The organism is Williamsia maris (assembly GCF_024171815.1).
GTDB lineage: Bacteria > Actinomycetota > Actinomycetes > Mycobacteriales > Mycobacteriaceae > Williamsia_A > Williamsia_A maris.
In genome coordinates, this window is the sequence record NZ_JAMTCJ010000001.1 from 1,118,206 (window position 1) to 1,141,197 (window position 22,992).

The window sequence follows — 22,992 nt, forward strand, 5'->3', positions numbered from 1 at the left end:
TCAGCTGGTCGGCTGGGTCAAGTCGTAGAGCGTCACCGTGCCGACGGTCTTCGCCGTGTAGTGCGTGGTGATCCACTCACTGATCGCGGTGGCCGTACCCTCGGCGTTCATGCCGCCGCCCGTGCGTCCACCACCGATGAAGTAGTGGATCTTGCCCTGGCGCACGTACTCCTGGAACTGAGCCAACGTCGGCGACGGATCGCTGCCGTTGAAACCTCCGATGGGCATGACCGATTTCTGTGTCGCCAACTGGTAGCCGGACGCGGAGTTCGATCCGATGGCCGCAGCGACCCAGGTGTACTTGTCGGCATCGGTCTCCAGCAGCGTCACCATCTCGGCGGTCGGCTTCGATCCCTCGAGCAGACCTCCGCCGGGACCACCCATGCCGCCGGCGCCACGGGTCGTGGCGCCACCCGCCTGTGCTCCGGGGGTGGTTGCACCGTTCGTGCCGGGCTGTCCGGGAGCCTGGCCGCCCTGAGCCCCGCCACCGAACCCGCCGAACCCGCCCGGGCCGAATCCGCCGCGCATCCCGCCGCGACGTCCGCCCATACCGCCGAACGGACCGCCACCGTTGACCGACGGCCCGGCGGTGATGATCGAACCCGTCGTGGGTGTGCCCGCGGTGTCGATCGCGTAGGCGGCTGGCCCCGCAAGACCCATCACGATGGCGACCCCCGCGACGATCGCGGCCACCCGCGGCAGGCGTGGGACGAGCAGTGCGATCGCGGCGATCGCGGCCGCGACGATCACGACCCATCGCAGCCACGGCACGAAGTCCGGCGATCGGTTGAGCAGGAAGAACGACATCGCGCCGGTCACCGCGACGGCGACCGCGAGCACGATGCGCACCCACGTGAGGTGACGACCCTTCCAACACATGGCCGCACCCGCGCCGATGAGCGCCGCGATGGCAGGCGCCAACGCGACGGTGTAGTACGCGTGGAAGATGCCGGACATGTAGCTGAAGACGGCCATGGTGGTGAGCAGCCAGAGCATCCAGACCGAGATCAGGGCGCGATGGATGTTGGTGCGAGATGACCTGCCGCACAGCACCAGTGCCGCGATCCCGAGGATCAGGGCGGTCGGGATGAGCCAGGCGATCTGACCGCCCTGCTCGGGCTGGAACATGCGGAAGAACCCGGTCTCGCCCCACATGCCGCCGCGACCGCCGGGCCCACCTGCGCCACCGGGACCACCCGCGCCGAAGCCGCCGGTCGCGGCGGTCTCACCGATCGCGCGACGCGCGCCGCCCCCTCCGCCTCCGGTGCTACCGGTCTCGTTGCCGGTGAGTCGTCCGAAGCCGTTGTAGCCGAACGTCAACTCCAGGATCGAGTTGTGTTGCGAACCACCGATGTAGGGGCGAGAGTCCTTCGGCCACAGCGTGACCGCCAGTACCCACCAGCCCGCGCTGACAAGCATCGCGACCAGCGCGGTGATCAGGTGGCCGAGTCGCTTGACCCAGGTGTGCTGGCCGAACGCCAGGTAGGTGATCGCCAGCGGCGGGATGACCAGGAACACCTGCAACTGCTTGGTGAGGAACCCGATACCGACCAGTGCGCCGGTGAGCACCATCCATCGGATCCGACCGTCCTCGATCCCCTTCAGGGTCGCCCAGACGGCACCGATCATCAGCAGCACCAACAGTGCGTCGGGGTTGTTGAAGCGGAACATCAACGCGGCCACCGGGGTGAGAGCCAGTGTCGCGCCCGCCAACAGACCGGCGGGAGCACCCAGATACTTCTTGACGATGAGGTGGAGCAGCGCCACCGAGGCGACACCCATCAGCGCCTGCGGGACCAGGATCGACCACGAGTTCAGCCCGAAGATGCGTACCGCGATTCCCGGGATCCACAGGGAGACCGGGGGTTTGTCGACGGTGATGGAGTTCGCGGCGTCTGACGACCCGAAGAACCATGCCTTCCACGACTGCGAGCCGGCCTGGATGGCCGCGGAGTAGAAGGAGTTGGCGTACCCGTTCGCGCTCAGGCTCCACAGGTAGAGCACCGCGGTGGCGGTGAGCAGGACGCCGAGGCCCCACCGTTCCGGATGTGGCAACGCCCGCCGACGCCTCCCATCATCGGATGGTGAGACGCCGGTGGGGGTGTCGAGTACAGATGTCACGCTGCGGCCTCCATGCCTGCGGTGTCGTCGTCGGACCGGGGCCCGTGCCCGGACGCATCGGCGTGGGCGTTGCGGAACACCCAGCGGAACGCGACGAAACGGGTCAGTGTGGCAACGAGGTTCGCGACCACCAGGACGAGGAGTTCGATGTGCTTCGATGCGCCGGGTGCACCGGCCTCCAGAGCGAGCAGCGAGCCGGCGGTGATGGCCCAGCCGAACAGGAAGACCGCGATACCCTGCAGGTGGTGCTTGGCCGCATCCTCCCGCCCCTTGACGCCGAAGGTGAAGGCTCGGTTGGCGGCGGTGTTGAACACCGCGGTGATGAGCAGCGCCGCGAAGTTCGACAACTGTGCGCCCAGCATCGAGTGCAGGACGAGGTAGAGCACCGCGTAGGCGACGGTGGAGATGACGCCGATGACGCCGAAGCGGACCAGTTGACCGATCATGCCGTGCGGTACCCCCGTGACGTGCGGATCGTCGAACCGGTTGCGTCCCAGACTCCGTCGGAGTTCGGCCACCGGGAGGTCGCCGTTGGCGAGCGCGCGACCGACGCGCCAGCATCCCTTGAGGTCTTCGGTCGCGGTCTTGACGATGTCGACGCTGCTGTTGGGGTCGTCGATCCAGTCGACCGGCACCTCGGCGATCCGCAGGCCGATCCGCTCGGCCAGCACCAGCAGCTCGGTGTCGAAGAACCAGCCGGTGTCGTGGACGTAGGGCAGCAGTGCATGTGCGACGTCGCCGCGCATCGCCTTGAACCCGCACTGTGCGTCGGAGAACTTCGCCCGCATCGTGGTGCGGAGGATCAGGTTGTAACTGCGCGAGATGAATTCACGTTTGGCGCCACGGACCACCCGCGACGAGCGGGACAGGCGCGAGCCGATGGCGACGTCGGAATGTCCCGACAGCAGCGGCGCGACCAACGGCATCAGGGCGTTGAGGTCGGTGGACAGATCGACGTCGCAGTAGGCGACGACGGTGGCGTCGCTCATGCTCCAGGTCGCGTTGAGCGCACGACCGCGGCCCTTCTGCGCCAGGTGCACGACGCGGACACTGTCCATCGTCTGGGCCAGCTCCACGCCCACGGCGAGAGTGCTGTCGGTGCTGGCGTTGTCGGCGATGGTGATGCGTGCCGAGTACGGGAAGTTGGTGTGCAGGTGCTCGGCGAGGCGGCGGACGCAGCCGGCCAGGTCGGCCTCCTCGTTGTAGACCGGCACGACGACATCGAGGTCGGGATGGCGGGGCGTGCGGTCTACGACGACGATCATCTCGGGAGCGTCGGTCGGGTCCGGCATCGCCGTGCCGCCCGATCGATCGACGGTGTCTGTTGTCATGACACAGACTCTGATCGGTCAAGCTGCCCCGTCTCTGCGGCCGACCTGTCAGCTTCCTGTGAGCGGAACCACCCTCAGTCGGAGGTGTGCTCCTCGTGCCCGGCAGCGCGCAGAGCTGCGCGGATACGCGTCGCGGCGTCGTCGAGTGACGCGGGATCGGGGTCCTTCTCGGCCAGCGCGAGGTCGAAGGTCTCCAGCGAGTGCGCCGGGAAGACGTGGATGTGCAGGTGCGGCACCTCGAGCCCGGCGATGAGCAGGCCCATGCGAGGGGCGTCGAACGCGTCGCGGGTCGCCTGGCCGACCGTCTGTGACACCGCCGTCAGGTGGGCGAAGACCGCCGGGTCGACCTGCTCCCAGTGGTCGATCTCCTCGCGCGGCACCACCAGCACGTGCCCGGGCGTCACCGGGTTGATGGTGAGGAACGCGACGGCCGTGTCGTCCTTCCAGACGAAACGTCCCGGGATGTCGCCGTTGATGATCATGCTGAATACCGAAGCCATGGGTCGATCGTATGCGTCCCGACCGACCCGACGGGTCGGTGTCAGCGCAGTGCGGCGATGCGCCCGAGAGCGGTGGCGATGATCTCGGGCGACGTGCCGATGTTCATCCGGACCCAGCCCGCGCCGGGTCCGCCGAACGAGACACCGTCGCTCACCTTCACCCGCGCACGATCCAGCATCGCCCCGGCCGGATCGGCTCCGAGGTCGAGTCGGCGGCAGTCCAGCCACGCGAAGTACGACGCCGCGCCCGGGCAGTAGCCCACCTGCGGCAGTGTGTCGGCCAGCAGTCCGGCCACGACCTCGGCGTTGTGCTCCAGTTCGCCGATCAGCTGGTCGAGCCAGGCCTCGGAGTCGCGGTACGCCGCGATCGACGCGATGACCCCGAAGTGGCCGACCGCCCAGGCGACCTGATCGCTGAACGACGGCAGGTCAGCGCCGATCAACAGGCCACATTTCAGGCCGGCGATGTTCCACGCCTTGGACGCGCTGTGGGCGGCCACCGCCGTGTCCCCCGCCACCTCGAGATACGGGGTGAACTCGGTGTGCGAGAACGTCAGCGGGGCGTGGATCTCGTCGGAGACGACCCGGACTCCGTACCGCTCGGCGAGCGCGGCCAGCGTGGAGAGATCTGCCCGACTGTGCACGGTCCCGGTCGGGTTGTGCGGGTTGGCCAACAGGAGCGCCCGCGCTCCCGCACGCATCGCGGCGTCGATGCCGTCGAGGTCGAGGCGACCGCCGTCGCCGATGTCGATGAGGGGCACCTCCACCGGGCGGACGCCGACCGCGTCGAAGTAGGAGAAGAACGACGGATAGACCGGGGTGGTGACGATGACGCCGTCACCCGGCCGACAGAGATGGCGCAGCAGGTCGGTGATCGCCACCCCGACGTCGGTGAACGGGATCACCGGTTGCGTCACCGACCACCCCCAGCGACGCTGCGCGAAGTCGGCGAACACAGCAGGCAGTTCGCTGTCGTGCGCCGCGTAACCGGTGTCCGACCGCTCCACCGCGGCGTGCAGGGCATCGGCGATCGGTTGCGCGAGAACCGAATCCATCTCGGCCACCCACATCGGCAGGACGTCGCCGGCCAGATTCTCCCATTTCGCGCTGGTGCGACCTGATTGCAGATCGGTCAGCGAGGACCCGAGGATCGCGGTGCGCGGATGGGTGTCGGCCACCGCCTCACTCTAACCGCGGCAACCGAACCCAGAAGGTGGCTCCGCCGCCGGGGGTGTCCTCGACACCCACGGTGCCGCCGTGTGCGGCGACCAACGCGGCCACGATCGACAGCCCCAGTCCACTGCCACCCGACTTCTCGTCCCGATGCCGAGAGCTGTCGCCCCGGTAGAAGCGTTCGAAGACCCGCGCCTGGTCGTCGGGGCTCAGCCCGGGACCGGTGTCGGCGACGGCGAGGATCGCGCTGTGCTCGTCGGTGCCGACGCGGATGATGATCCGCGCGTCGTCAGGGGTGTGCCGGATGGCGTTGGTGATCAGGTTGCTGAGCACCTGCGACAGCCGTGGGGCGTCACCCATCACGGCCGGGATCCCCGGCCCGTCGATCATCTCCACGGAGATGTCGCGACCGGGAGCGGTGGCCCGAGCACTGTGGACCGAGTCCGACGCCAGGCCGAGCAGGTCGACCTGGGCACGTTCGAGGGGACGCTGCGCATCGAGCCGGGCGAGCATCAGCAATTCCTCGACCAGCAACCCCATCCGGCCGGCCTCGTGCTCGATCCGCGACATCAACTGGTCGGGATCGGTCATGGCACCCTGCCGGTACAGCTCGGAGAAGCCGCGGATGGAGGTCAGCGGGGTGCGTAGTTCGTGACTCGCGTCGGCGACGAAGCGCCGCATCTTGTCCTCGGAGCGACGAGCCTGTTCCTCGGACGCGGCGGTGGTCGCGAACGCGGTCTGGATCTGGTGCAGCATCACGTTCAGCGACGCCGCGAGCCTGCCGACCTCGGTGTTCGCCGGCGACACCGGGACACGCTGATCGAGGTCGCCGCCTGCGATGGCCTCGGCCGTGACCTCGACGCGCCGCAGCGGTCGAAGGCTGCTGCGCACCAACAGGTATCCGAGCCCGCCGACGATGACCACGACCCCGAGGCCGATGGCCAGCTGCAGCCAGATGAGGCGGGTGACGGTGTCGTCGACGTCGGTGAGCTTGATCGCCACCACCGAGGTCGTCATCGCGCCGGAGGAGTTGGCCGCGGTCACCTTCACCACGCGCCAGCGGACGTCCGAGCCGGTGGCACTACCGACCGTCTCGGGATCCTCACCGAGGCGGTCGACGTCGGAGAGGTCCGGGGATCCGCCGACGTCGTTGATGGTGAACGTGGTGCCGTCCGATCGGAACAGCATCACGTAGTACGGCGACGGTGGCCGCCGCTCGGCGGTGGGGCTGCCGCTGGTTCCGCCGGAGTTGTTCGAGAACGGTCCCTTGTCGTCGCCCTCACGCGGACGGGCCCACCCGTCGGCGGCGTTCTTGAGTCCGTTGTCGGTCCGCTCGATGAGGCGGTTCTGCATCGCCGACGTCACCGAGACGCCTGACACGAGCAACCCCAGCGCGACGAGCACCAGCATCAACCCGACGAGCGACACCCTCAGCGGGATCCCGCGACGATGCCGGGGCTGCGTCGGCGGCGGTGCGGACGATGCCGCGGGCGCGACCACGACGTGATCCGGATGGGCAGTGGTCATCGGGGTTCGCGCATCACGTACCCCACGCCACGCAACGTGTGGATCAGGCGCTTCTCGCCGGTGTCGACCTTGCGGCGCAGGTAGGACACGTACGACTCGACGACGTTGACCTCGCCGCCGAAGTCGTAGTTCCAGACGTGGTCGAGGATCCGCGGCTTGGACAGCACCGTGCCCGCGTTGATCATGAAGTACCGCAGCAGCGTGAACTCCGTCGGCGACAACGACACCAGCTCGCCGTCCTTCCACACCTCGTGGGTGTCGTCGTCGAGCTCGATGTCGGCGAACGTGATCCGGGTGGGTTCGGCCTTCTGCTCACCGAAGCCGTTGCGGCGCAGGATCACCCGCAGACGTGCAACGACCTCCTCGAGGCTGAACGGCTTGGTGACGTAGTCGTCGCCGCCGATGGTGAGACCGTTGATCTTGTCCTCCATCGAGTCGCGCGCGGTGAGGAACAGCGCGGGCGCCTCGATGCCGTCGGCACGCAGCCGCCGCAGCAGGCCGAAGCCGTCCATGCCGGGCATCATCACGTCGAGGACGAGCGCGTCGGGACGGAAGGTCCTCGCCTTGTCGATCGCGGCCGGACCGCTCGCCGCGGTGGCGACGTCGAAGTGCTGGAACTTCAGCGACACCGACAGCAACTCGAGAATGTTGGGCTCGTCGTCGACGACGAGCACCCGTGCACCGGAATCAGTCATGGTGACACCTTCCGTGATTACGCTGGGCCGCCGCTGAGCACTTCCTGGCAGCTCGCTGTGAACTCTCATCGCACCACGCGGTCGGTCAGAAGAGCGTGGGTTCGCCGAACCCCGGAACGCTCTCCGCGGCCAGGATCCGCCCCTTGGTCGCCGCTCCCCCGGGCGCCGAGAATCCCCCGACCTCGGTTCCCGCCCCGAGTACGCGGTGACACGGGATGACGACCGGGATGGGGTTGCGGCCCAGCGACCGCCCGACCGCCTGCGCGGCCAACGGCTGGCCGATCCGCGCCGCGACCTGCCCGTACGTCAGGGTTCGTCCCCGCTGGATCGACCGGGTGACCGCGTAGACCCGTTGGTCGAACTCGGGGAGGTCGGCGATGTCGACGACGATCGCGGACAGGTCGACGTCCTCACCGGCGAACAGACGGTCGATGGACTCGATCACCTCGTCGACCGCCTCGGGCGGGGACTGTTCGGTGGCGTCGAACCCGCGGAGGTAGTCGACGACATCGCGCGCGTCCGGCTCGGGCAACGCGACGGCGACGATGCGATCCTCGAGGTCCCAGGCGAGCCCACAGGTTCCCAGCGCGGTGTCGAACAGGGCGAATCCGCGGTCCCGGCGGGTCATGTTCTCCCCGCGATCACGCGACCGTGTCCCGCATGAACGGGGCCGGATAGCCCGGCTTGGGACGGACCTCGCCGAGCCAGGCGGCCAGGGCGTCGGCACGCGTGGTCAGGTCCTTGATCGCCGCGCGCGGAAGCTTCTCCAACGGGTGCAGCCCGATCGAACCGTCGGCGCGGAGGAACCATCCGCCCACGATCCGGCCGTCCCACCAGATGCTCTGTCCCCCGTTGCCGTTGCGGTCGAACATTGCCGCGCCGTGCTCACCGAGGTACCACCCACGCTCCTTCCACCCCATGGTCGTGGGGTCGAGTTCGGGCAGCACGGACCCGGTGGGCGGCACCGGCTCGACGGGGTCCAGATCGTCGGGAAGCAGATACCCGACGTCGAACCGGCCGGTGTCGACCTCGACATCCACCTCGACCGCACCGAGCTGCGCCAGGGCGGTGCGGACCGCCTTCTTGGTCGATCCCAACCACCACACGATGTCGGTCTCGGTACCGGGCCCGAACGACCGCAGCCACCGCTCCACCATGGCGCGGTGGCCGGTCTCGGGATCGGCGAGGGGGAGATCGGCCCCCAGCCAGCTCGACATCGACGACCAGCGAGGACGGGACACGTGCCAGCCGGCGGTGTTGGGGCCGCGGACGATGTCGCCGGCCGCGCTCATCATGTTGAGCACCCGCGGCCCCATGGGCGACGATCCACCCCACGTGTCGAGCGGTCCGGAGACGATGACCCCGTCGAGTTCGGTCAGGCGTGCGCGCAGTTCGGACGACGACGCCAGGGTGCCGTCGGACAGTTCGGCGACGACGGCCGAGCGCGCGGTGTCGATCCAGCCCTCGGGATCAGCGAAGTCGGCGCTGCGTCGCAGATCGCGCAGCATGTTGGTCCGTTCACTCGCCGCGACCCGCGGGCCGACCGCACTGACCGCGTCGGCGAGGGTCGATCGGTCGACGACGAACACGGTGCGACGCATCGCGAGCTGTTTGACCAGCGACCGTGATTCGTACAGCAGGGCCTGCAGATCATCGGGCACGAAACCCGTTGTGCGCGCCCACACCGACATGAACACCGTCGGCGGGCAGGTGGCGTGCAGCGCGACGACCGCTCGCGCCACCTCGAGAGCGTCGTCGGCCCGGGCGGCGTCGGTCAGCAGGTGCCGTCGCAGCATGCGCGCGCGTCGCTGCTCGGCGGTGACTCGCAACCGGGTGGACATCGAAGTGCGGGTCAGCTCTGCGGGATGGCCGCGATCGCCTCGATCTCGACGAGCTGACCGTCGTGGGCGAGCACGGTCACACCGACCAGGGTGCCCGCCGGCTTGTGGGCACCGAACGCCTCGACCACCGCGTCCCACGCCACCGAGAGGTCGGCCTGCAGGCCCTCGGCGACGTAGACCGTCACCTTGGCCACGTCCGAGAGGGAAGCGCCCGCCTCGGACAGGATGGTGGTGAGGTTGAGCATGCACTGGCGCGCCTGGGCCTGCACGTCGCCGGGTCCGGAGGTCGAGCCGTCCGCCTCGGTGGGTGCTGCACCGGCGGTGAAGATGATCGAACCGGGCAACGCCGTTGCGCTGTAGGTGAATCCACCGTCGTAGAGCGTTTCGGAGCCGTTCAGGCGTAACTGCGACATGGGGTCCACCCTACGTCGTTGCCCTCCGCCGACGCCCGCATCCGAGTAGCGTCGGCACGTGTCCCGGATCTCGGCACACCGCAGCGTCTCCAGCATCGGGCCTGTTCCGCTATCGATGAAGGAGCGCCACATGGCCGCATCCACACCGGTGATCTTCATCCACGGCCTCTGGCTGCACTCGTCCACCTGGAAGCCCTGGGTCGACCTCTTCGACGCCGAACACATCCCCGCGACGGCACCCGGGTGGCCGCGCGAGCACTCGTCGGTCTTCAAGTGCCGTCAACGCGGCGAGGACGTGGTGGGCATGGGCATCGCCGAGGTCGCCACGCACTACTCGCGCATCGCCGCCGAGTTCGACAGCCCGCCGGTGGTGGTCGGCCACTCCCACGGCGGACTGGTCGCCGAGTACCTGCTCGCCAGGGGACTCGCGTCGGCCGCGGTCGCCATCGACCCGGCCCGGCTGAGCGAGGAACTGCCTCAGCCCATCTCACAGCTGATCGCCGAGTACCCGGCCATGGCGAACCCGGCCGATCGCGGCCGCGAGGTCAATCTGAACAACCGCCAGTTCCGGTCGGTGTTCGGCAACGCGATCAGCGAGGACGAGTCGGACAGCCTCTACGAACGGTGGACGATCCCCGCATCCGGCGCGCTTCTGTTCGAGACCGACTTCGCGGGCAGCGAACCGCCCGCGACGGACGACCCGGCCCGGGGGCCGCTGCTGCTCGTCTCCAGCGGCCGAGGCCAGGAGGCCGACGACACCCCGCCCACGTCCAGTTTCGAGTCGTATCGCCATGCCGACGCGGTCACCGAACGACGCACCTTCGCCGATCGCGGACACTCACTCGTCATCGATCACGACTGGTCCGACGTCGCGAAGTCCGTTCTGGAGTGGATCACCGCACACAGCGACCGCGGATGACCGAGCAGCAACGCCGCAGCATCGGCCGTAACGACGGTCCCCTCGAGAGCGAACTCGAGGACAGCTTCGATGTCATCGTCACCGAGGGCGCCGAACGACTGCACCGCACGGTGCGGACGGTGGTCATCACCGGACTGTTCGGCGGCATCGAGGTCGCCCTCGGGATCATGGCGATGCTGGCCGTGCTGCACGAGACGGGGAACCATCTGCTCGCCGGTCTGGCGTTCAGCATCGGACTCATCGCGATCTTCCTCGCGCACAGCGAACTGTTCACCGAGGACTTCCTGATGCCCGTCGCCGCGGTGGTCTCGCGGAACGGGTCTGTCGGTCAGCTGGCCAAGTTGTGGGTCGGGACGCTCGCAGCGAACCTCGTCGGTGGGTGGGCGATCATGTGGATCATCACGCGGGCGTTCCCCGAATGGTCCGACGTACTGAGCGAATCCGCCCACCACTTCGTCGACGCGCCGCTGGCGTTGCAGTCGATCTGCCTGGCGGTACTCGGTGGCGCCACGATGACCCTGCTGACCCGCATGCAGCAGGGCACGCAGTCCGACGTCGCGAAGATCGTCGCGGCCGTGGGTGCCGCGTTCCTGCTCGCCGGGCTGCAGCTGTTCCACTCGGTCCTGGACTCGCTGATCATCTTCGGCGCCATCGAGACCGGCGCCGACGTCAGCTACCTCGACTGGCTGAACTGGTTCTGGTACACCACGCTCTTCAACATCATCGGCGGCGTGGTGCTGGTGACGGCGCTGCGACTGCTCCGCACCAAGGAGCTCGTCGAGGAAGAGCGCGCGGAGGGCTGACCCGCCGCCACCACGTCGACACGGACAGACCCCGCCGCGAATGACAATTCATCGCGACGGGGTCTGGAGAAGAGGTCAGCGGAGCGCGCGGCGGGCGCGGACGGCTCCGCTGAGGGTCAGCGCGACCACGGCGCCGACGACTGCCGAACCCAGCAGCGCGACACCGACACCCAGGTCGAAATCCCAGGCGATGAAGCTGATGGTGGTGTGCACCGTGTTCTGCAGGACGAAGACGACGAGCGCGGCGACGAGAACGGTCGCGACGGCGAGCATCAGCTTCGACGCGGCGCCGAAGGTGCGGCGTCCGGAACGGTGGGCGGTGGTGTCGGTGGTGGCGGTGGCCATGGCGATGCCTTCTCTCTGGGGTGGTGAGGATGGGGGGTTCAGGGCGGGGCGGCGGCGGGTGGCCGGACCGCGGCCCTGCGGGTCGCCGCCGGATGGGCGGCGACCCGACGAGCGTGCGTCGAGCGGGAGATCACCGAGCTGATCAGCTCAGCTTGTCCTTGATGTTCTCGCCGACCTTCTTGGCGCCGGAGACGCCCTGATCCTTCTTGCCCTCGGCCTCGAGGTCGGAGTTGTCGGTCACGTCACCGACGACCTCCTTGGCCTTGCCGATCGCGTCTTCTGCAGCGTTCTTGGCCTTGTCGACGATCCCCATGATGATTCCTTTCTCAGGTCCGCGACCGGAGTGCCGCGGTTACATCCAGTGAGTCGTGGGCCGACGGAGTTCTGCACTCGACATCCCGCGTGACACCGATCACGCAGCGGCACGAGCTAGCGGTGGATCGGCCCGTCCAGCGACGACAGCGGTCGCGCCGAGGCGTCCGAGCGCACCGCGATGATCTGCGCCGCGATCGACACCGCCGTCTCCTCGGGGGTGCGGGCATCGAGGTCGAGGCCCATCGGGCTGTGCAGGCGGGTGAGATCGGCGGGGGCCACGCCCGCATCGACGAGTCGCGACAACCGGTCGGCGTGGGTCCGACGAGATCCCATCGCCCCGACGAAGGCGAACCGGTCGAGGGTCAGTGCCGCCTGGATGGTCGGGACGTCGAACTTGTCGTCGTGGGTCATCACCGCGATCACGGTCCGTGCGTCCAGGCGCCCGGCCGCGTGCTCTCCGCGCAGGTAGCGGTCCGGCCAGTCCACCACGACGGCGTCCGCACGCGGAAAGCGTTGCACTGATGCGAAAGTGGCGCGGGCGTCGACCACCGTGACCTCGTAGCCGAGCGTCCGGGCGGTGTCGGTGAGCGCCCGGACGAAGTCGTTGGCGCCGGCCAGGATCATCCGTGGCGCGGTGGCGAACGACTGGACGAACACCGTGAGACGACACCCGGCCGCCTCCTCGCCCTTGTTGATCTCGCTGCCGCCGACCATCCCGCTGCGACCGACGGCGAGCAACGCGCGGGCATCGCGGTCGACGCGGTTCCACGGCGTGGCCGCCGTGCAGCTGTCCGAGCCCGCCAGCACCGTGCGCAGCGTGGGTGCACCGACGGTGGTCACCAGGGCGCACGGCGTCCGCGCATCGATCCGGGAACGCAGGTCGACGAGGACCCCGGGACCGTCGACCCGTTCGATGAGCACCTCGATCTCACCGCCACAGGTCAATCCGACCGCGAACGGGTCGATGTCGGATCCACCGAAGCGCTCGAACGATGGTTCGCCGGTGGCGATCACGTCGGCCGCAGCGGCGACCACGGCCGCCTCGACACACCCGGACGACAACGATCCGACGACATCTCCGTCGGCCGTGACCATGAGCGCGGAACCCACCGTGCGCGGGGACGATCCGGTGACACCGACGATCCGCGCGAGTGCCACCGGCGATCGGGTGGACTCGACGACCAGGGCGTCGAGGATGTCGAGCATCCGATGAGATTATCGTGTTCAGCGACAGTGTGATCGGACTCGTGGAGCCTCCTGTCGGGATTGAACCGACGACCTTTCGCTTACAAGGCGAGTGCTCTACCGCTGAGCTAAGGAGGCGTGTGTCTCGTGCGTGAGTATATCGGCCGGGTGTTGCGCCCATTGGCGGGCTCCAAGCGCGCCACGATCGACACGATCGAGCCGTACACATCGCCGCTGTCGCCTCGGCAGCCGGTCGATCTCACCGACGACGGCGCGGTCACCGAGGTCCTCGATCTCGCGATCAAGGTGGGATCGGTGCTGCTCGACTCCGGCACCGGCGCGATCGACACCCAGACCCAGATCCGGTTCGTGGCCGGGATGTTCGGCGTCGAGCGGTGCGACGTCGATGTGACCTACAACACGATCATGGCCAGCGCCCGTCGCGGTTCGTCGATGCCGCCGGTCACCGCGATGCGCACGGTGCACTACCGCTCGCTCGACTTCACCCGCCTCGCCCAGGTCGACCGGCTCATCCGCAAGATCCGCAGCCTCGCCGTCACCCCGGCCGAGGCCCACATCGTCATCGACGAGATCATCGCCGCCCCGCACCCCTACGCCCGCTGGGTCGCGACGCTCGCGTGGTCGACGATGGCGGCGGCGTTGTCGGTGACGCTGGGCGGCAACTGGCTCGTCGCGGTGGTGTCGTTCCTGACGACCGCGGTCATCTACCGGCTCAACCAGGCACTGAACCGCCTCGGCACCCCGGTGTTCTTTCAGCAGATCGCGGGCGGCTTCGTCGCGGTCATCCCGGCGGCGATCGTCTACCAGTATCAGGAAGCGCTCGGCGTCGGGATATCCCCGACGCTGGTCATCGCCGCGGGTGTGATCGTGCTGTTGTCCGGGCTGTCGTTGGTCGGCTCGGTGCAGGACGCGATCACCGGCGCCCCGATCACCGGCGTCGCCCGCTTCTTCGAGCTGCTCATCCTGACCGGCGGAATCATCGCCGGCGTCAGTGTCGCGATCCAGTTGCTGGAGAGCACGGGCATCTATCTGCCCACCATCACCAGCACCACCCAGCTCGGGCTCATCGACGCCCCGGCCCAAATCCTCGGTGGCGGCACCGCGGCCGGCGCGTACGCGCTGGCCAGCTACGCCGAGAACCGCGCGTTGCCGGTGGCGTTCATGGGCGGGTTGATGGGGGCTGCGGTGTCGGCGGTCGCGGCCCTGGCGGACATCGGCGGCGTCATCGCCGGAGGCATGGCCGCGCTCACCGTCGGGTTCGCCGGTGGTCTGCTCGCCCGCCGTGCGCTGACACCGCCGCTCGTCGTCGCGGTCGCCGGCATCACGCCCCTGCTCCCCGGTCTGGCGGTCTACCGCGGTCTGTACGGGATCCTCAACGAGCAGACGCTCGACGGCTTCACCGCCCTGGCGTCGGCACTCGGTGTCGGTGCCGCCCTGGCCGCGGGAGTCACCCTCGGCGAGTTCATCGCCCGCAGCCTGCGACGTCCGCGGATCACGACGCGACCCACCCGCGCCCTGCTCACCGCGCGGTCGGCACTGCGACCGAAACGGTTCACCCGACCCGACACCGAGCCGCAGCCGGTCAGCGATCCGCTGCTCAGCGCCATCACCGAGCCGCTCCGGGCACAACCCGATTCGACGAACCGGGTAAAGTAGAGGTCATGCCAGCGAAGACCACGGACAAGACCGACATTCCCGACGAAGAACTGGCGACGGTCGCAGACGAGACAGCCCGTGCCGCGCGTCGCGTGGTGGCCGCGTTCGCCACCGACGCCGACGAGTGCCGGATGCTCCTGGCCATGCTCGGGATCGCACCCACCGACGAAGCCTGAGCGGTGAGCGCGACCGGCACCGACCTCCAGCTCGACCCCGATGAGTTGCACACCGCGGATTTCGTGGTCGTCGCCAACCGTCTCCCCGTCGACAAGGAAACCCTCCCGGACGGTTCTATCCGGTGGAAGCGCAGCCCCGGCGGTCTCGTCACCGCCCTCGAGCCCATCCTGCGGTCGCAGACCGGCGCCTGGGTCGGCTGGTCGGGTGTCCCCGACTCGAACGACAACCCGGTCGTCGACGGCCTGCAGCTGATCTCGGTCCCGCTCAGCGCATCCGAGATCAACGACTACTACGAGGGATTCTCCAACGCCACCCTGTGGCCGCTCTACCATGACGTCCTGGTCAAGCCGGAGTACCACCGTGAGTGGTGGAACGCCTATGTCGAGGTCAACCGTCGCTTCGCCGAGGCCGCGTCCGCGGCGGCGTCGGACGGCGCGATGGTCTGGATCCAGGACTACCAGCTGCAGCTGGTCCCGAAGATGCTGCGCATGCTGCGCCCCGATCTCAAGATCGGGTTCTTCCTGCACATCCCGTTCCCGCCGGTAGAGCTGTTCATGCAGCTGCCCTGGCGTACGGAGATCGTCGAGGGCCTGCTCGGCGCCGACCTCATCGGATTCCACCTCCCCGGCGGCGCCCAGAACTTCCTCTACCTCGCACGCCGACTCGCCGGACAGGCGACGTCGAAGGGCACGGTCGGGGTGCGCTCGAAGTTCGGCGTGGTCCAGGTCGGTTTCCGACACGTCCGCGTGGGCGCCTTCCCCATCTCCATCGACTCCGGCGCCCTCGACGCCGAGTCCCGGTCGCGCAAGATCCGCGCACGGGCAGCGGAGATCCGCACCGAACTGGGCAACCCGTCGACGATCATGCTGGGCGTCGACCGTCTCGACTACACCAAGGGCATCGATGTCCGTCTGCAGGCGTTGTCGGAGCTGCTGGCCGAGGGACGCATCGACCCGTCCGACACCGTGATGATCCAGCTGGCCACCCCCAGCCGTGAGCGCGTCGACAGCTACATCCAGATGCGCGCAGGCATCGAGCAGCTCGTCGGCAACATCAACGGCACCTACGGCGAGGTCGCGCATCAGGTCGTGCAGTACCTGCATCGCCCGGTCGACCGCGACGAGCTCATCGCGTTCTTCGTCGCCGCCGACGTGATGCTGGTGACGCCACTGCGCGACGGCATGAACCTGGTGGCCAAGGAGTACGTGGCCTGCCGCAGCGACCTCGGGGGCGCGTTGGTGCTCAGCGAGTTCACCGGTGCCGCGGCCGAACTCCGCTCGGCGTACCAGGCCAACCCGTACGACCTCGACGGCGTCAAGGACGCGATCATGGCCGCGGTGAACCAGGACGACGAAGAGGGTCGCCGACGCATGCGTGCGCTGCGCAGGCAGGTTCTCGCGCACGACGTGAGTCGCTGGGCGAAGAGCTTCCTCGGCGTGCTGGGCAGCACGCAGGAGACCGCGTCGAGCGCGAATCGCGGTGTCGACATCGTCGATGGGTGACTCCGTCACGATCGATCGCTGATCCGTTGCGCTCGATTGGACGGGTACATGGCTTCGCGCTCTAGACTCACCGGGTGAGTGCCCAAGATCTAGCACCGGAACTTCGGCGCGCGCTGAAGGACATCGCGCGCACCCCTCGGCTCCTCGTCGCCTCTGATTACGACGGCTGTATGGCCCCGATCGTGTCGCGACCCGAGGACGCCCGCCCCAACCCCGATTCGGTCCGGGCGATGCGCGCGATCGCCGACCTCGACTCCACCACCGCCGCGGTCATCTCCGGTCGTGCGCTGCGTGACCTGGCCACCCTCTCGCGCCTTCCCGCCGAGGTCCACCTCGTCGGCAGCCACGGCAGCGAGTTCGACATCGGTTTCGTCCACGAGATCAGCCCCGAGGCCAACGAACTGCTCGACACCGTGATCACCGAACTGCGGGCCATCGCCGTCGACTACTCCGGCGTCACCGTCGAGACCAAGCCGGCGAGCACCGCACTGCACGTCCGCAACGCGTCGACCACCGACGCCGACGCCGCGGTCCACCGGGTGCGCACCGGACCCGCGTCGTGGGACGGGGTGCAGGTCACCGAGGGCAAGTCGGTCATCGAGCTGGCCGTCATCCGCACCGACAAGGGACAGGCCCTCGACATCCTGCGTCATCAGGCGGGCGCGGGCGCAGCCATCTTCTTCGGCGACGACGTCACCGACGAGAAGGCGTTCCGCCGGCTCCACGGACCCGACTTCGGCGTCAAGGTCGGTGACGGCGACACCCTCGCCACCTACCGCGTGTCCACCACCGACGACGTCGCCACGGCTCTCGCCTTCCTCTACGAGGAGCGTCGCGCCTGGCTGCGCGGGGAGAACGCCGCCCCCATCGAGCGGTTGTCGATGCTGGCGTCGCCACGCACCGTCGCACTGATGACGCCGGACGCCAAGATCTGTTGGATGTGTCATCCCGAGCCCGACTCGGCCGCGGTGTTCGCCAGCCTGCTGGGCACCGTCGACGCCGGCGAGTTCGGTGTCCGTCCGTGGGTCGACGGCGATCGACGTCCGCCGCTGCCGCAGAGCCAGCGCTACGTCGACGGCACCATGACGATCGAGACCCGGTGGGCCGGGCTCGAGGTCATCGACTACCTGCCGCACGATGTCGCACCGGGCCGTACCGATCTGATGCGCGTGGTCACCGGGACCGTGCCGACGCTGGTGGAGTTCGCGCCGCGTCCGGAGTTCGGTCAGGCCAGCGTGCAGCTCGAGGCCGTCGACGAGGGTCTGCGGGTCCTCGGCTCGAACGAGCCGATCGTGCTGCGGTCGCCGGGGGTCACCTGGCGCATCGACACCGACCGCTTCTACCAGCGCGCAACCGCCGTCATCGATCCGTCCGACGGACCCATCATCCTCGAATTGCGGTGTGGCACCGACTACATCGGCGAGGAGGAACGCAGCGAGGAGCAGCGTCGCGCGCTCACCGAGACGTACTGGAGCGACTGGGTGTCCCGCCTGAGCCTGCCTCCCCTCAAGCCCGACCTGATGAAGCGGTCGGCGCTCACGCTCCGCGGGCTCGTGCACGCCGATTCCGGATCGATCATGGCCGCGGCCACGACATCGCTGCCCGAGGAGATCGGTGGTGTGCGCAACTGGGACTACCGCTACTGCTGGTTGCGCGATGCCGCGATGACCGCGTCGGCGTTGGTGTCGGTGGGCTCGCACGCCGAGGCCGAGGGGTACCTGAACTGGCTCTACCGGGTGCTGGGGACGGTCAACGGTCCCGAGTGGCTGCACCCGCTCTACACACTCGCCGGCGGTGGCCTGCCGCCCGAGGCGATCATCGACTCGCTCCCGGGATACGCGGGATCGCGGCCGGTCCGCGTCGGCAACGCCGCCAATCAGCAGGTCCAACTCGACGTGTTCGGTCCGATCGTCGAACTCATCGGCCACCTCGCCGATGCGCGTGCCGCCTCCGGGCTGGCCACCCCGCTCACCGACGCCGACTGGGATCTCGTCGCCAACATGGTCTGGGCCGTCGAACGTCGGTGGTTCGAACCCGACCACGGCATCTGGGAGATCCGCGGCAACCCGCGTCACCACGTGTACTCGAAGGTCATGTGCTGGTTGACCGTCGACCGCGCGCTGAGCATCGGCGCCCGTTTCGGGCGCGAGGTCGAGCCGGGCTGGTCGGTCCTGCGCGACGTCATCGCGGCGCAGGTCCTCGAGCAGGGGTGGAACGCCTCGGCCAAGTCGTTCACCGCTGCCTACGACGGCGTCGACCTCGACGCGGCCACCCTGCACATCGGGCTGTCCGGCCTGATCGATCCGACCGACGAGCGGTTCGCCCAGACTGTCAAGGCCACCGAGGCCGAACTGCGCAGTGGCGCAACCGTGTACCGGTACCACCACGACGACGGCCTGCCCGGTGGCGAGGGTGGCTTCCACCTGTGTGCCGCCTGGCTCGTCGAGGCCTACCTGCTGATCGGTCGCCGTTCGGATGCCGAGGCCCTGTTCGACCAGCTCGTGAAGGCCGCCGGCCCCACCGGCCTGCTGTCCGAGGAGTACGACCCCGTCGCCGAGCGCTCACTGGGCAACCACCCGCAGGCCTACAGCCACATCGGGTTGCTGCGCTGCGCGGCCCTGCTCGGGGCCTGACCGCCGACTGAGATCGTCTGACATACGGGCCATCGAGGGCATATTGCCCTCGGAGACACCCATATCGGACGATTTCAGCAACTCGCCCAGTCCAACCGGTACGTTCGGCTGATGACGCTCTCCGAGTCGTGGGCGAGCTACGTGTCGCTGCTGACCGACCGCGCCCCGCGTACCGCCGCGGCTATCCGCGCTCCGCGGAGCGCAGAGGCCCGGCAGAAGGCGGACTTCTCGAAAGTGCCCTGGAACGGCGACCTTCGGGAGTTCTTTTCCCTGCACGACGGGCAACCTCAGCGGACGACTGCAGAAGCAGACGCCGGCACGGTGCTGCCGCAGCTGTGGCTGCTCGGCATCGACGAGGTGGTCGAAGCCCATTCCCGCTGTCGCCAAACGCATTTCTACACCGACCACCTCGGTACCGACTGGCCACAGGTCGCCGGCGCCGAGCCCGCGAGTGTCGTCGTCTCGATGTTCCGGGACGCCTACGTCCCCTTCGCATCAACTGGCGACGGCAACTACCTCTGCGTCGACACCGGCCCTGGCGAACACCACGGATGCGTTCGCGAATTCGGTCTGGAGTTCGCCGTCTGGAGGGATCTCCCCGTCATGCAGGCGGCGTTCGCACTCATGGAGGCCCTGACCGGCGTCCGGGTGACCCTGGACCTTCTGCGCGAATCGACGTATCTGAGCCTCGACATACCGCTCCCCACTGAACCCGCCGTGAACTGACGAACCCGCGTCCTGCAGGACGCGGGTTCGTGAGTTGAGAGCGGGTTTGCTCGGCGGTCAGCCGATGCTGACGTGGTCGGCGCCGTTGTCGATGGGCAGATCCCCGTCGACGGTCGCGATGACCTCGTAGTTGTTCAGGGTGATGTTGCCCGAGTGGTTGTCGAGGAACGCCGTGTCGGCGGCGTCGCGACCGGTTGCGATGCGGACCAGGGCCTGACGAGGCGCCAGTCCGGTCGCGTCCACGACCAGCCACTTGTCGTCGATCAGCGCCTCGGCGACGGCATGGAAATCCATCGGGACACATCCCGGCGCGTAGACGGCGACGAGACGGGCCGGGATGTTCAGCGCCCGCAGCAACGCGACGACGAGGTGCGCGAAGTCGCGGCACACGCCGGCGTTGGCCAGCAGCGTGTCCTCGGCGCCGTCGATCGGGTCGCTGGCGCCGGGGATGTAGTTGAGGCGGGCCGCCACGAATCGCGACACCTCGTAGAGCAGCTCGATCGGGGGCTTGCTCAGGTCGAATTCCGCTGAGACGTAACCGAAGAACTTGTCGGCCTCGGCGTACCGACTGGGACGCAGATACAGCGACCGCTCGCCGACCTGGACCGCGACGGGATCGGCCGGGGTGTTGATCGCGGCCGAGTACTGCACGAGCACGTTGCCGCGCTCGACGTTCAGCCGGTGGATCCGGGTCCCGGCCTCCCCCATGATCTCCTCAGGGGTCACGGCATTACCGTTCACCGACACCGACAGGGTCTCGACGAGGTCCATCCCCGGGAGACGCGCCACGGTGACCTGCAGCTCGAGTTCGGTGGCCGAATCCACCCAGATGTCCATCATCGATGAAACGTCACGCTTGATTGTGCCCATGTGCGGTCGGCGCCCTAACCGTCGGTGATTCTCTGCGTCGCGGCGGTCCCCGACCTTCTTCAAGGCGCCTGTGGGTCCAAGCCTAAGGTGCGCACGCCGCAACCGTAAACTCGACGACATGAGCGACACATCGAAATCGTCTGACCCCCGTCCCGTCGCGGTTGTCACCGGCGCCAGTTCCGGCATCGGCGAGGCGACGGCGAGAACGCTTGCCGCACAGGGTTATGAGGTCGTCATCGGCGCCCGTCGACTCGACCGACTCAGCGAGGTGGCGGCATCGATCAACGGTCGCGCCATCGAACTCGACGTCACCGACGACGACTCCGTCGCCCGGTTCTGCGAGCAGCTCGACTCGGTCGACATCCTCGTCAACAACGCGGGCGGCGCACGCGGACTGTCGACGGTGGCCGACGCCGACCTCGACGAGTGGCGGTGGATGTGGGAGACGAACGTCCTCGGCACACTGCGGATGACCAAGGCGCTGTTGCCCGCGCTGATCGCGTCCGGCGACGGACTCGTCGTGACCATCACGTCGATCGCGGCCGTCGAGGCCTACGACAACGGCGCCGGCTACACCTCGGCCAAGCACGCGCAGGCGGTCCTGCACCGCACGCTGCGCCTGGAGTTGATCGGTCAGCCCGTCCGGTTCACCGAGATCCTGCCCGGGATGGTGGAGACCGAGTTCTCGCTGGTGCGGTTCGACGGCGACTCCGATCGCGCCGACGCCGTGTACGACGGACTGACGCCGCTCAGCGCGTCCGACGTCGCCGAGGTCATCGGCTTCGTCGCCTCACGCCCGCCGCACGTCAACCTCGACCAGATCGTGCTCAAGCCCCGCGATCAGGCAAGCGCCCGCCGCAACGTCAAGACCGGATAGGTCCGATCAGCCCGTCGGGCCCTGGCGGGCCGGGGCCGGCGGGGTGGTCGAGATGCCGGACAGCTGAGGGGCGTTCGACGGGGTGGCCGGTGCGGTCGAGCTGGTGACCTCACCCTCCAGCGCCGACATCGCCTTCCAGTCGTCCCAGGAGAACGTCCAGTCGTAGATGTCGCCGTCGGCCTCCGACAGTGGGATCCGGGTGTTGGTGACCTCGACCGGATCGCCGTAGATGGCGACGTTGAAGTACTGCTGGGCGTTGTCCAGCGACAGGTTGATGCAACCGTTGGTGACGTTCGACGAGCCCTGCACGCCGGTGGTCTCGGGGTTGGCGTGGATGAACTCGCCGTTGTTGGAGATACGCACCGCGAACCGCTCGCGGATGTTGAAGTATCCGGCCGCGGGGTTGGACATGTAGAAGTCCTCGTGCTTCTCGCTCACCACGTGGATGCCCGAGCGCGTCACGTTGCGGTCGAGGTCGCCGCTGCCGTAGCTGCACGGCAGGGTCATCAGGACGTTGCTGCCCTGCATGACGTCGATCTTGAACGACGTCGCGTCCGCCTTGACGATCTGCGAGCGGCCGATGACGAAGTCGCTGGTGACGTCGGCGGCACCGTAGGCGCCGTCGCCGTGGTTCAGGCCGTAGAGCTTCGCCCGCATCGACACCTTCGTGCCCGGCGCGAAGTACTCCTTCGAACGCCAGTGGGCGCGGGAACCGTTGTCCTCGGGCAACCAGGCCCAGCTGCCCTCGGTGGGCGGGGTGGTGGTCACGGTCAGCGCACGCTCGACGGCCTTCTTGTCCGACACGGTCGAGTCGAACTTCAGGATCAGGGGTACGGCGATGCCGACCTCCTGGCCGTCGGCGATGTTCACGACGACGTTGACCTGCTCCTGCGGGGTCAGCGTGGTGACGGTGCCCTCGATCGGCACGACCTTGCGGTCCTCGCCGATCGCCGACCCGGACCAGGTGTACGTGCCGCCGTAGCCGAGCGGCTCGGTGACGGTGTAGGTCGAGCGGTCCTCCGACAACGCGCCGGTCACGACGGTGCCGCGGGCGTTGGTGAGCTTGACGTCCGGGTTGAGCTGGCCCTTCGACACCTTGACGGCGAACTCGGCCGTCGGGCTCGGGTTCGCGTCGGAGTCCGACTTGGGCAGGTAGCTGATCTCTGCGGTCGGCTCGGCGCTCTCGGACGCGGCGGCTCCGGTGGACGAACCACCGTTGTCGCTCTTGCTGCAGGCTGCGGCGGTCACGCCGACAGCGCCCACGGCCAAAGCCGCGAGAGCTCCTCGCCTGGTCAACCGCACTGGGTCACGACTGTCGATCATTTCTTCGACGATACCTGGTGATCTGCGGTGCCCGTCTCC

Annotated in this window: 22 protein-coding genes and 1 tRNA gene; 8 read left to right on the forward strand and 15 right to left on the reverse strand. The window is 68.4% G+C overall.

The window, feature by feature from the left end:
- The 9 genes from LX13_RS05275 to LX13_RS05315 all read right to left on the reverse strand — a co-directional run bounded on the left by LX13_RS05275 (position 1) and on the right by LX13_RS05315 (position 9,601).
- The gene (locus tag LX13_RS05275; RefSeq protein ID WP_372499823.1) at positions 1-2,121 is read right to left on the reverse strand and encodes an ArnT family glycosyltransferase; all 2,121 of its coding nucleotides are present in this window, start codon (positions 2,119-2,121) and stop codon (positions 1-3) included.
- Entirely contained in the window at positions 2,118-3,413 is a 1,296-nt protein-coding gene (locus tag LX13_RS05280) for a bifunctional glycosyltransferase family 2/GtrA family protein (protein ID WP_253660573.1), read from the reverse strand. The genes LX13_RS05275 and LX13_RS05280 overlap by 4 nt, the downstream gene beginning before the upstream one ends.
- 113 nt (positions 3,414-3,526) lie before the next feature.
- Positions 3,527-3,952: an HIT family protein gene (locus LX13_RS05285; RefSeq protein ID WP_253660230.1), complete on the reverse strand. Its 426-nt coding sequence runs from the start codon at positions 3,950-3,952 to the stop codon at positions 3,527-3,529.
- Between the two features lie 41 nt (positions 3,953-3,993).
- Entirely contained in the window at positions 3,994-5,130 is a 1,137-nt protein-coding gene (locus LX13_RS05290) for a MalY/PatB family protein (RefSeq protein WP_253660231.1), read from the reverse strand.
- A gap of 4 nt (positions 5,131-5,134) precedes the next feature.
- Positions 5,135-6,652, reverse strand: a complete 1,518-nt coding sequence (locus tag LX13_RS05295; protein ID WP_253660232.1) for a sensor histidine kinase — start codon at positions 6,650-6,652, stop codon at positions 5,135-5,137.
- Positions 6,649-7,347, reverse strand: coding sequence for a response regulator transcription factor (locus LX13_RS05300; protein WP_253660233.1), 699 nt, complete (start codon positions 7,345-7,347; stop codon positions 6,649-6,651). Before LX13_RS05300 ends, LX13_RS05295 begins: the two co-directional genes overlap by 4 nt.
- An 85-nt stretch (positions 7,348-7,432) precedes the next feature.
- Positions 7,433-7,975, reverse strand: a complete 543-nt coding sequence (locus LX13_RS05305; RefSeq protein WP_253660234.1) for a methylated-DNA--[protein]-cysteine S-methyltransferase — start codon at positions 7,973-7,975, stop codon at positions 7,433-7,435.
- Between the two features lie 13 nt (positions 7,976-7,988).
- A complete protein-coding gene (locus LX13_RS05310; protein WP_253660235.1) occupies positions 7,989-9,188 on the reverse strand; it encodes a winged helix DNA-binding domain-containing protein in 1,200 nt (399 codons plus the stop codon).
- A gap of 11 nt (positions 9,189-9,199) precedes the next feature.
- A complete protein-coding gene (locus LX13_RS05315) occupies positions 9,200-9,601 on the reverse strand; it encodes a RidA family protein (RefSeq protein WP_253660236.1) in 402 nt (133 codons plus the stop codon).
- Positions 9,602-9,731: 130 nt separating this feature from the next.
- On the opposite strand from LX13_RS05315, the gene LX13_RS05320 reads away from it, so the two are divergent.
- Together LX13_RS05320 and LX13_RS05325 are read left to right on the forward strand one after the other, a co-directional pair.
- Positions 9,732-10,520 (forward strand): alpha/beta fold hydrolase, encoded by a 789-nt coding sequence (locus LX13_RS05320; RefSeq protein WP_253660237.1) that lies wholly within the window; start codon positions 9,732-9,734, stop codon positions 10,518-10,520.
- Positions 10,517-11,323 (forward strand): formate/nitrite transporter family protein, encoded by an 807-nt coding sequence (locus LX13_RS05325; protein ID WP_253660238.1) that lies wholly within the window; start codon positions 10,517-10,519, stop codon positions 11,321-11,323. The genes LX13_RS05320 and LX13_RS05325 overlap by 4 nt, the downstream gene beginning before the upstream one ends.
- Positions 11,324-11,398: 75 nt before the next feature.
- Here the strand turns inward: LX13_RS05325 and LX13_RS05330 are convergent, their stop codons facing one another.
- The 4 genes from LX13_RS05330 to LX13_RS05345 all read right to left on the reverse strand — a co-directional run bounded on the left by LX13_RS05330 (position 11,399) and on the right by LX13_RS05345 (position 13,306).
- On the reverse strand, positions 11,399-11,668 hold the full coding sequence (locus tag LX13_RS05330) for a LapA family protein (protein WP_253660239.1): 270 nt from the start codon (positions 11,666-11,668) through the stop codon (positions 11,399-11,401).
- Between the two features lie 142 nt (positions 11,669-11,810).
- Positions 11,811-11,981, reverse strand: a complete 171-nt coding sequence (locus tag LX13_RS05335) for a CsbD family protein (RefSeq protein ID WP_253660240.1) — start codon at positions 11,979-11,981, stop codon at positions 11,811-11,813.
- A gap of 116 nt (positions 11,982-12,097) precedes the next feature.
- Complete coding sequence (locus LX13_RS05340; protein WP_253660241.1) at positions 12,098-13,189, reverse strand: XdhC family protein; 1,092 nt, start codon at positions 13,187-13,189, stop codon at positions 12,098-12,100.
- Positions 13,190-13,231: 42 nt separating this feature from the next.
- Positions 13,232-13,306: transfer RNA gene (locus tag LX13_RS05345), tRNA-Thr, on the reverse strand.
- Between the two features lie 9 nt (positions 13,307-13,315).
- Between LX13_RS05345 and LX13_RS05350 the strand changes: the two genes are divergently transcribed.
- The 5 genes from LX13_RS05350 (at position 13,316) to LX13_RS05370 (ending at position 19,883) form a co-directional block, all read left to right on the forward strand.
- The gene (locus tag LX13_RS05350) at positions 13,316-14,845 is read left to right on the forward strand and encodes a threonine/serine exporter family protein (RefSeq protein ID WP_253660242.1); all 1,530 of its coding nucleotides are present in this window, start codon (positions 13,316-13,318) and stop codon (positions 14,843-14,845) included.
- A gap of 5 nt (positions 14,846-14,850) precedes the next feature.
- A complete protein-coding gene (locus LX13_RS05355; protein ID WP_188485940.1) occupies positions 14,851-15,021 on the forward strand; it encodes a hypothetical protein in 171 nt (56 codons plus the stop codon).
- A 3-nt stretch (positions 15,022-15,024) separates the two neighbouring features.
- On the forward strand, positions 15,025-16,524 hold the full coding sequence (locus LX13_RS05360) for an alpha,alpha-trehalose-phosphate synthase (UDP-forming) (RefSeq protein ID WP_253660243.1): 1,500 nt from the start codon (positions 15,025-15,027) through the stop codon (positions 16,522-16,524).
- Positions 16,525-16,598: 74 nt separating this feature from the next.
- Positions 16,599-19,157: a trehalose-phosphatase gene (otsB, locus tag LX13_RS05365; RefSeq protein WP_253660244.1), complete on the forward strand. Its 2,559-nt coding sequence runs from the start codon at positions 16,599-16,601 to the stop codon at positions 19,155-19,157.
- Positions 19,158-19,268: 111 nt separating this feature from the next.
- Positions 19,269-19,883, forward strand: coding sequence for an SMI1/KNR4 family protein (locus LX13_RS05370; RefSeq protein ID WP_253660245.1), 615 nt, complete (start codon positions 19,269-19,271; stop codon positions 19,881-19,883).
- 57 nt (positions 19,884-19,940) lie between these two features.
- Here LX13_RS05370 and LX13_RS05375 read toward each other — a convergent pair whose 3' ends face one another.
- Positions 19,941-20,723 carry a transglutaminase-like domain-containing protein gene (locus LX13_RS05375; RefSeq protein ID WP_308214708.1) on the reverse strand — a complete coding sequence of 261 codons (783 nt, stop codon included), beginning with the start codon at positions 20,721-20,723 and terminating at the stop codon, positions 19,941-19,943.
- A gap of 148 nt (positions 20,724-20,871) precedes the next feature.
- On the opposite strand from LX13_RS05375, the gene LX13_RS05380 reads away from it, so the two are divergent.
- Entirely contained in the window at positions 20,872-21,630 is a 759-nt protein-coding gene (locus LX13_RS05380; RefSeq protein WP_253660247.1) for an SDR family oxidoreductase, read from the forward strand.
- Between the two features lie 6 nt (positions 21,631-21,636).
- On the opposite strand, the gene LX13_RS05385 is transcribed toward LX13_RS05380, so the two are convergent.
- A complete protein-coding gene (locus LX13_RS05385; protein WP_253660248.1) occupies positions 21,637-22,953 on the reverse strand; it encodes a L,D-transpeptidase in 1,317 nt (438 codons plus the stop codon).
- Between the last annotated feature and the right edge of the window lie 39 nt (positions 22,954-22,992).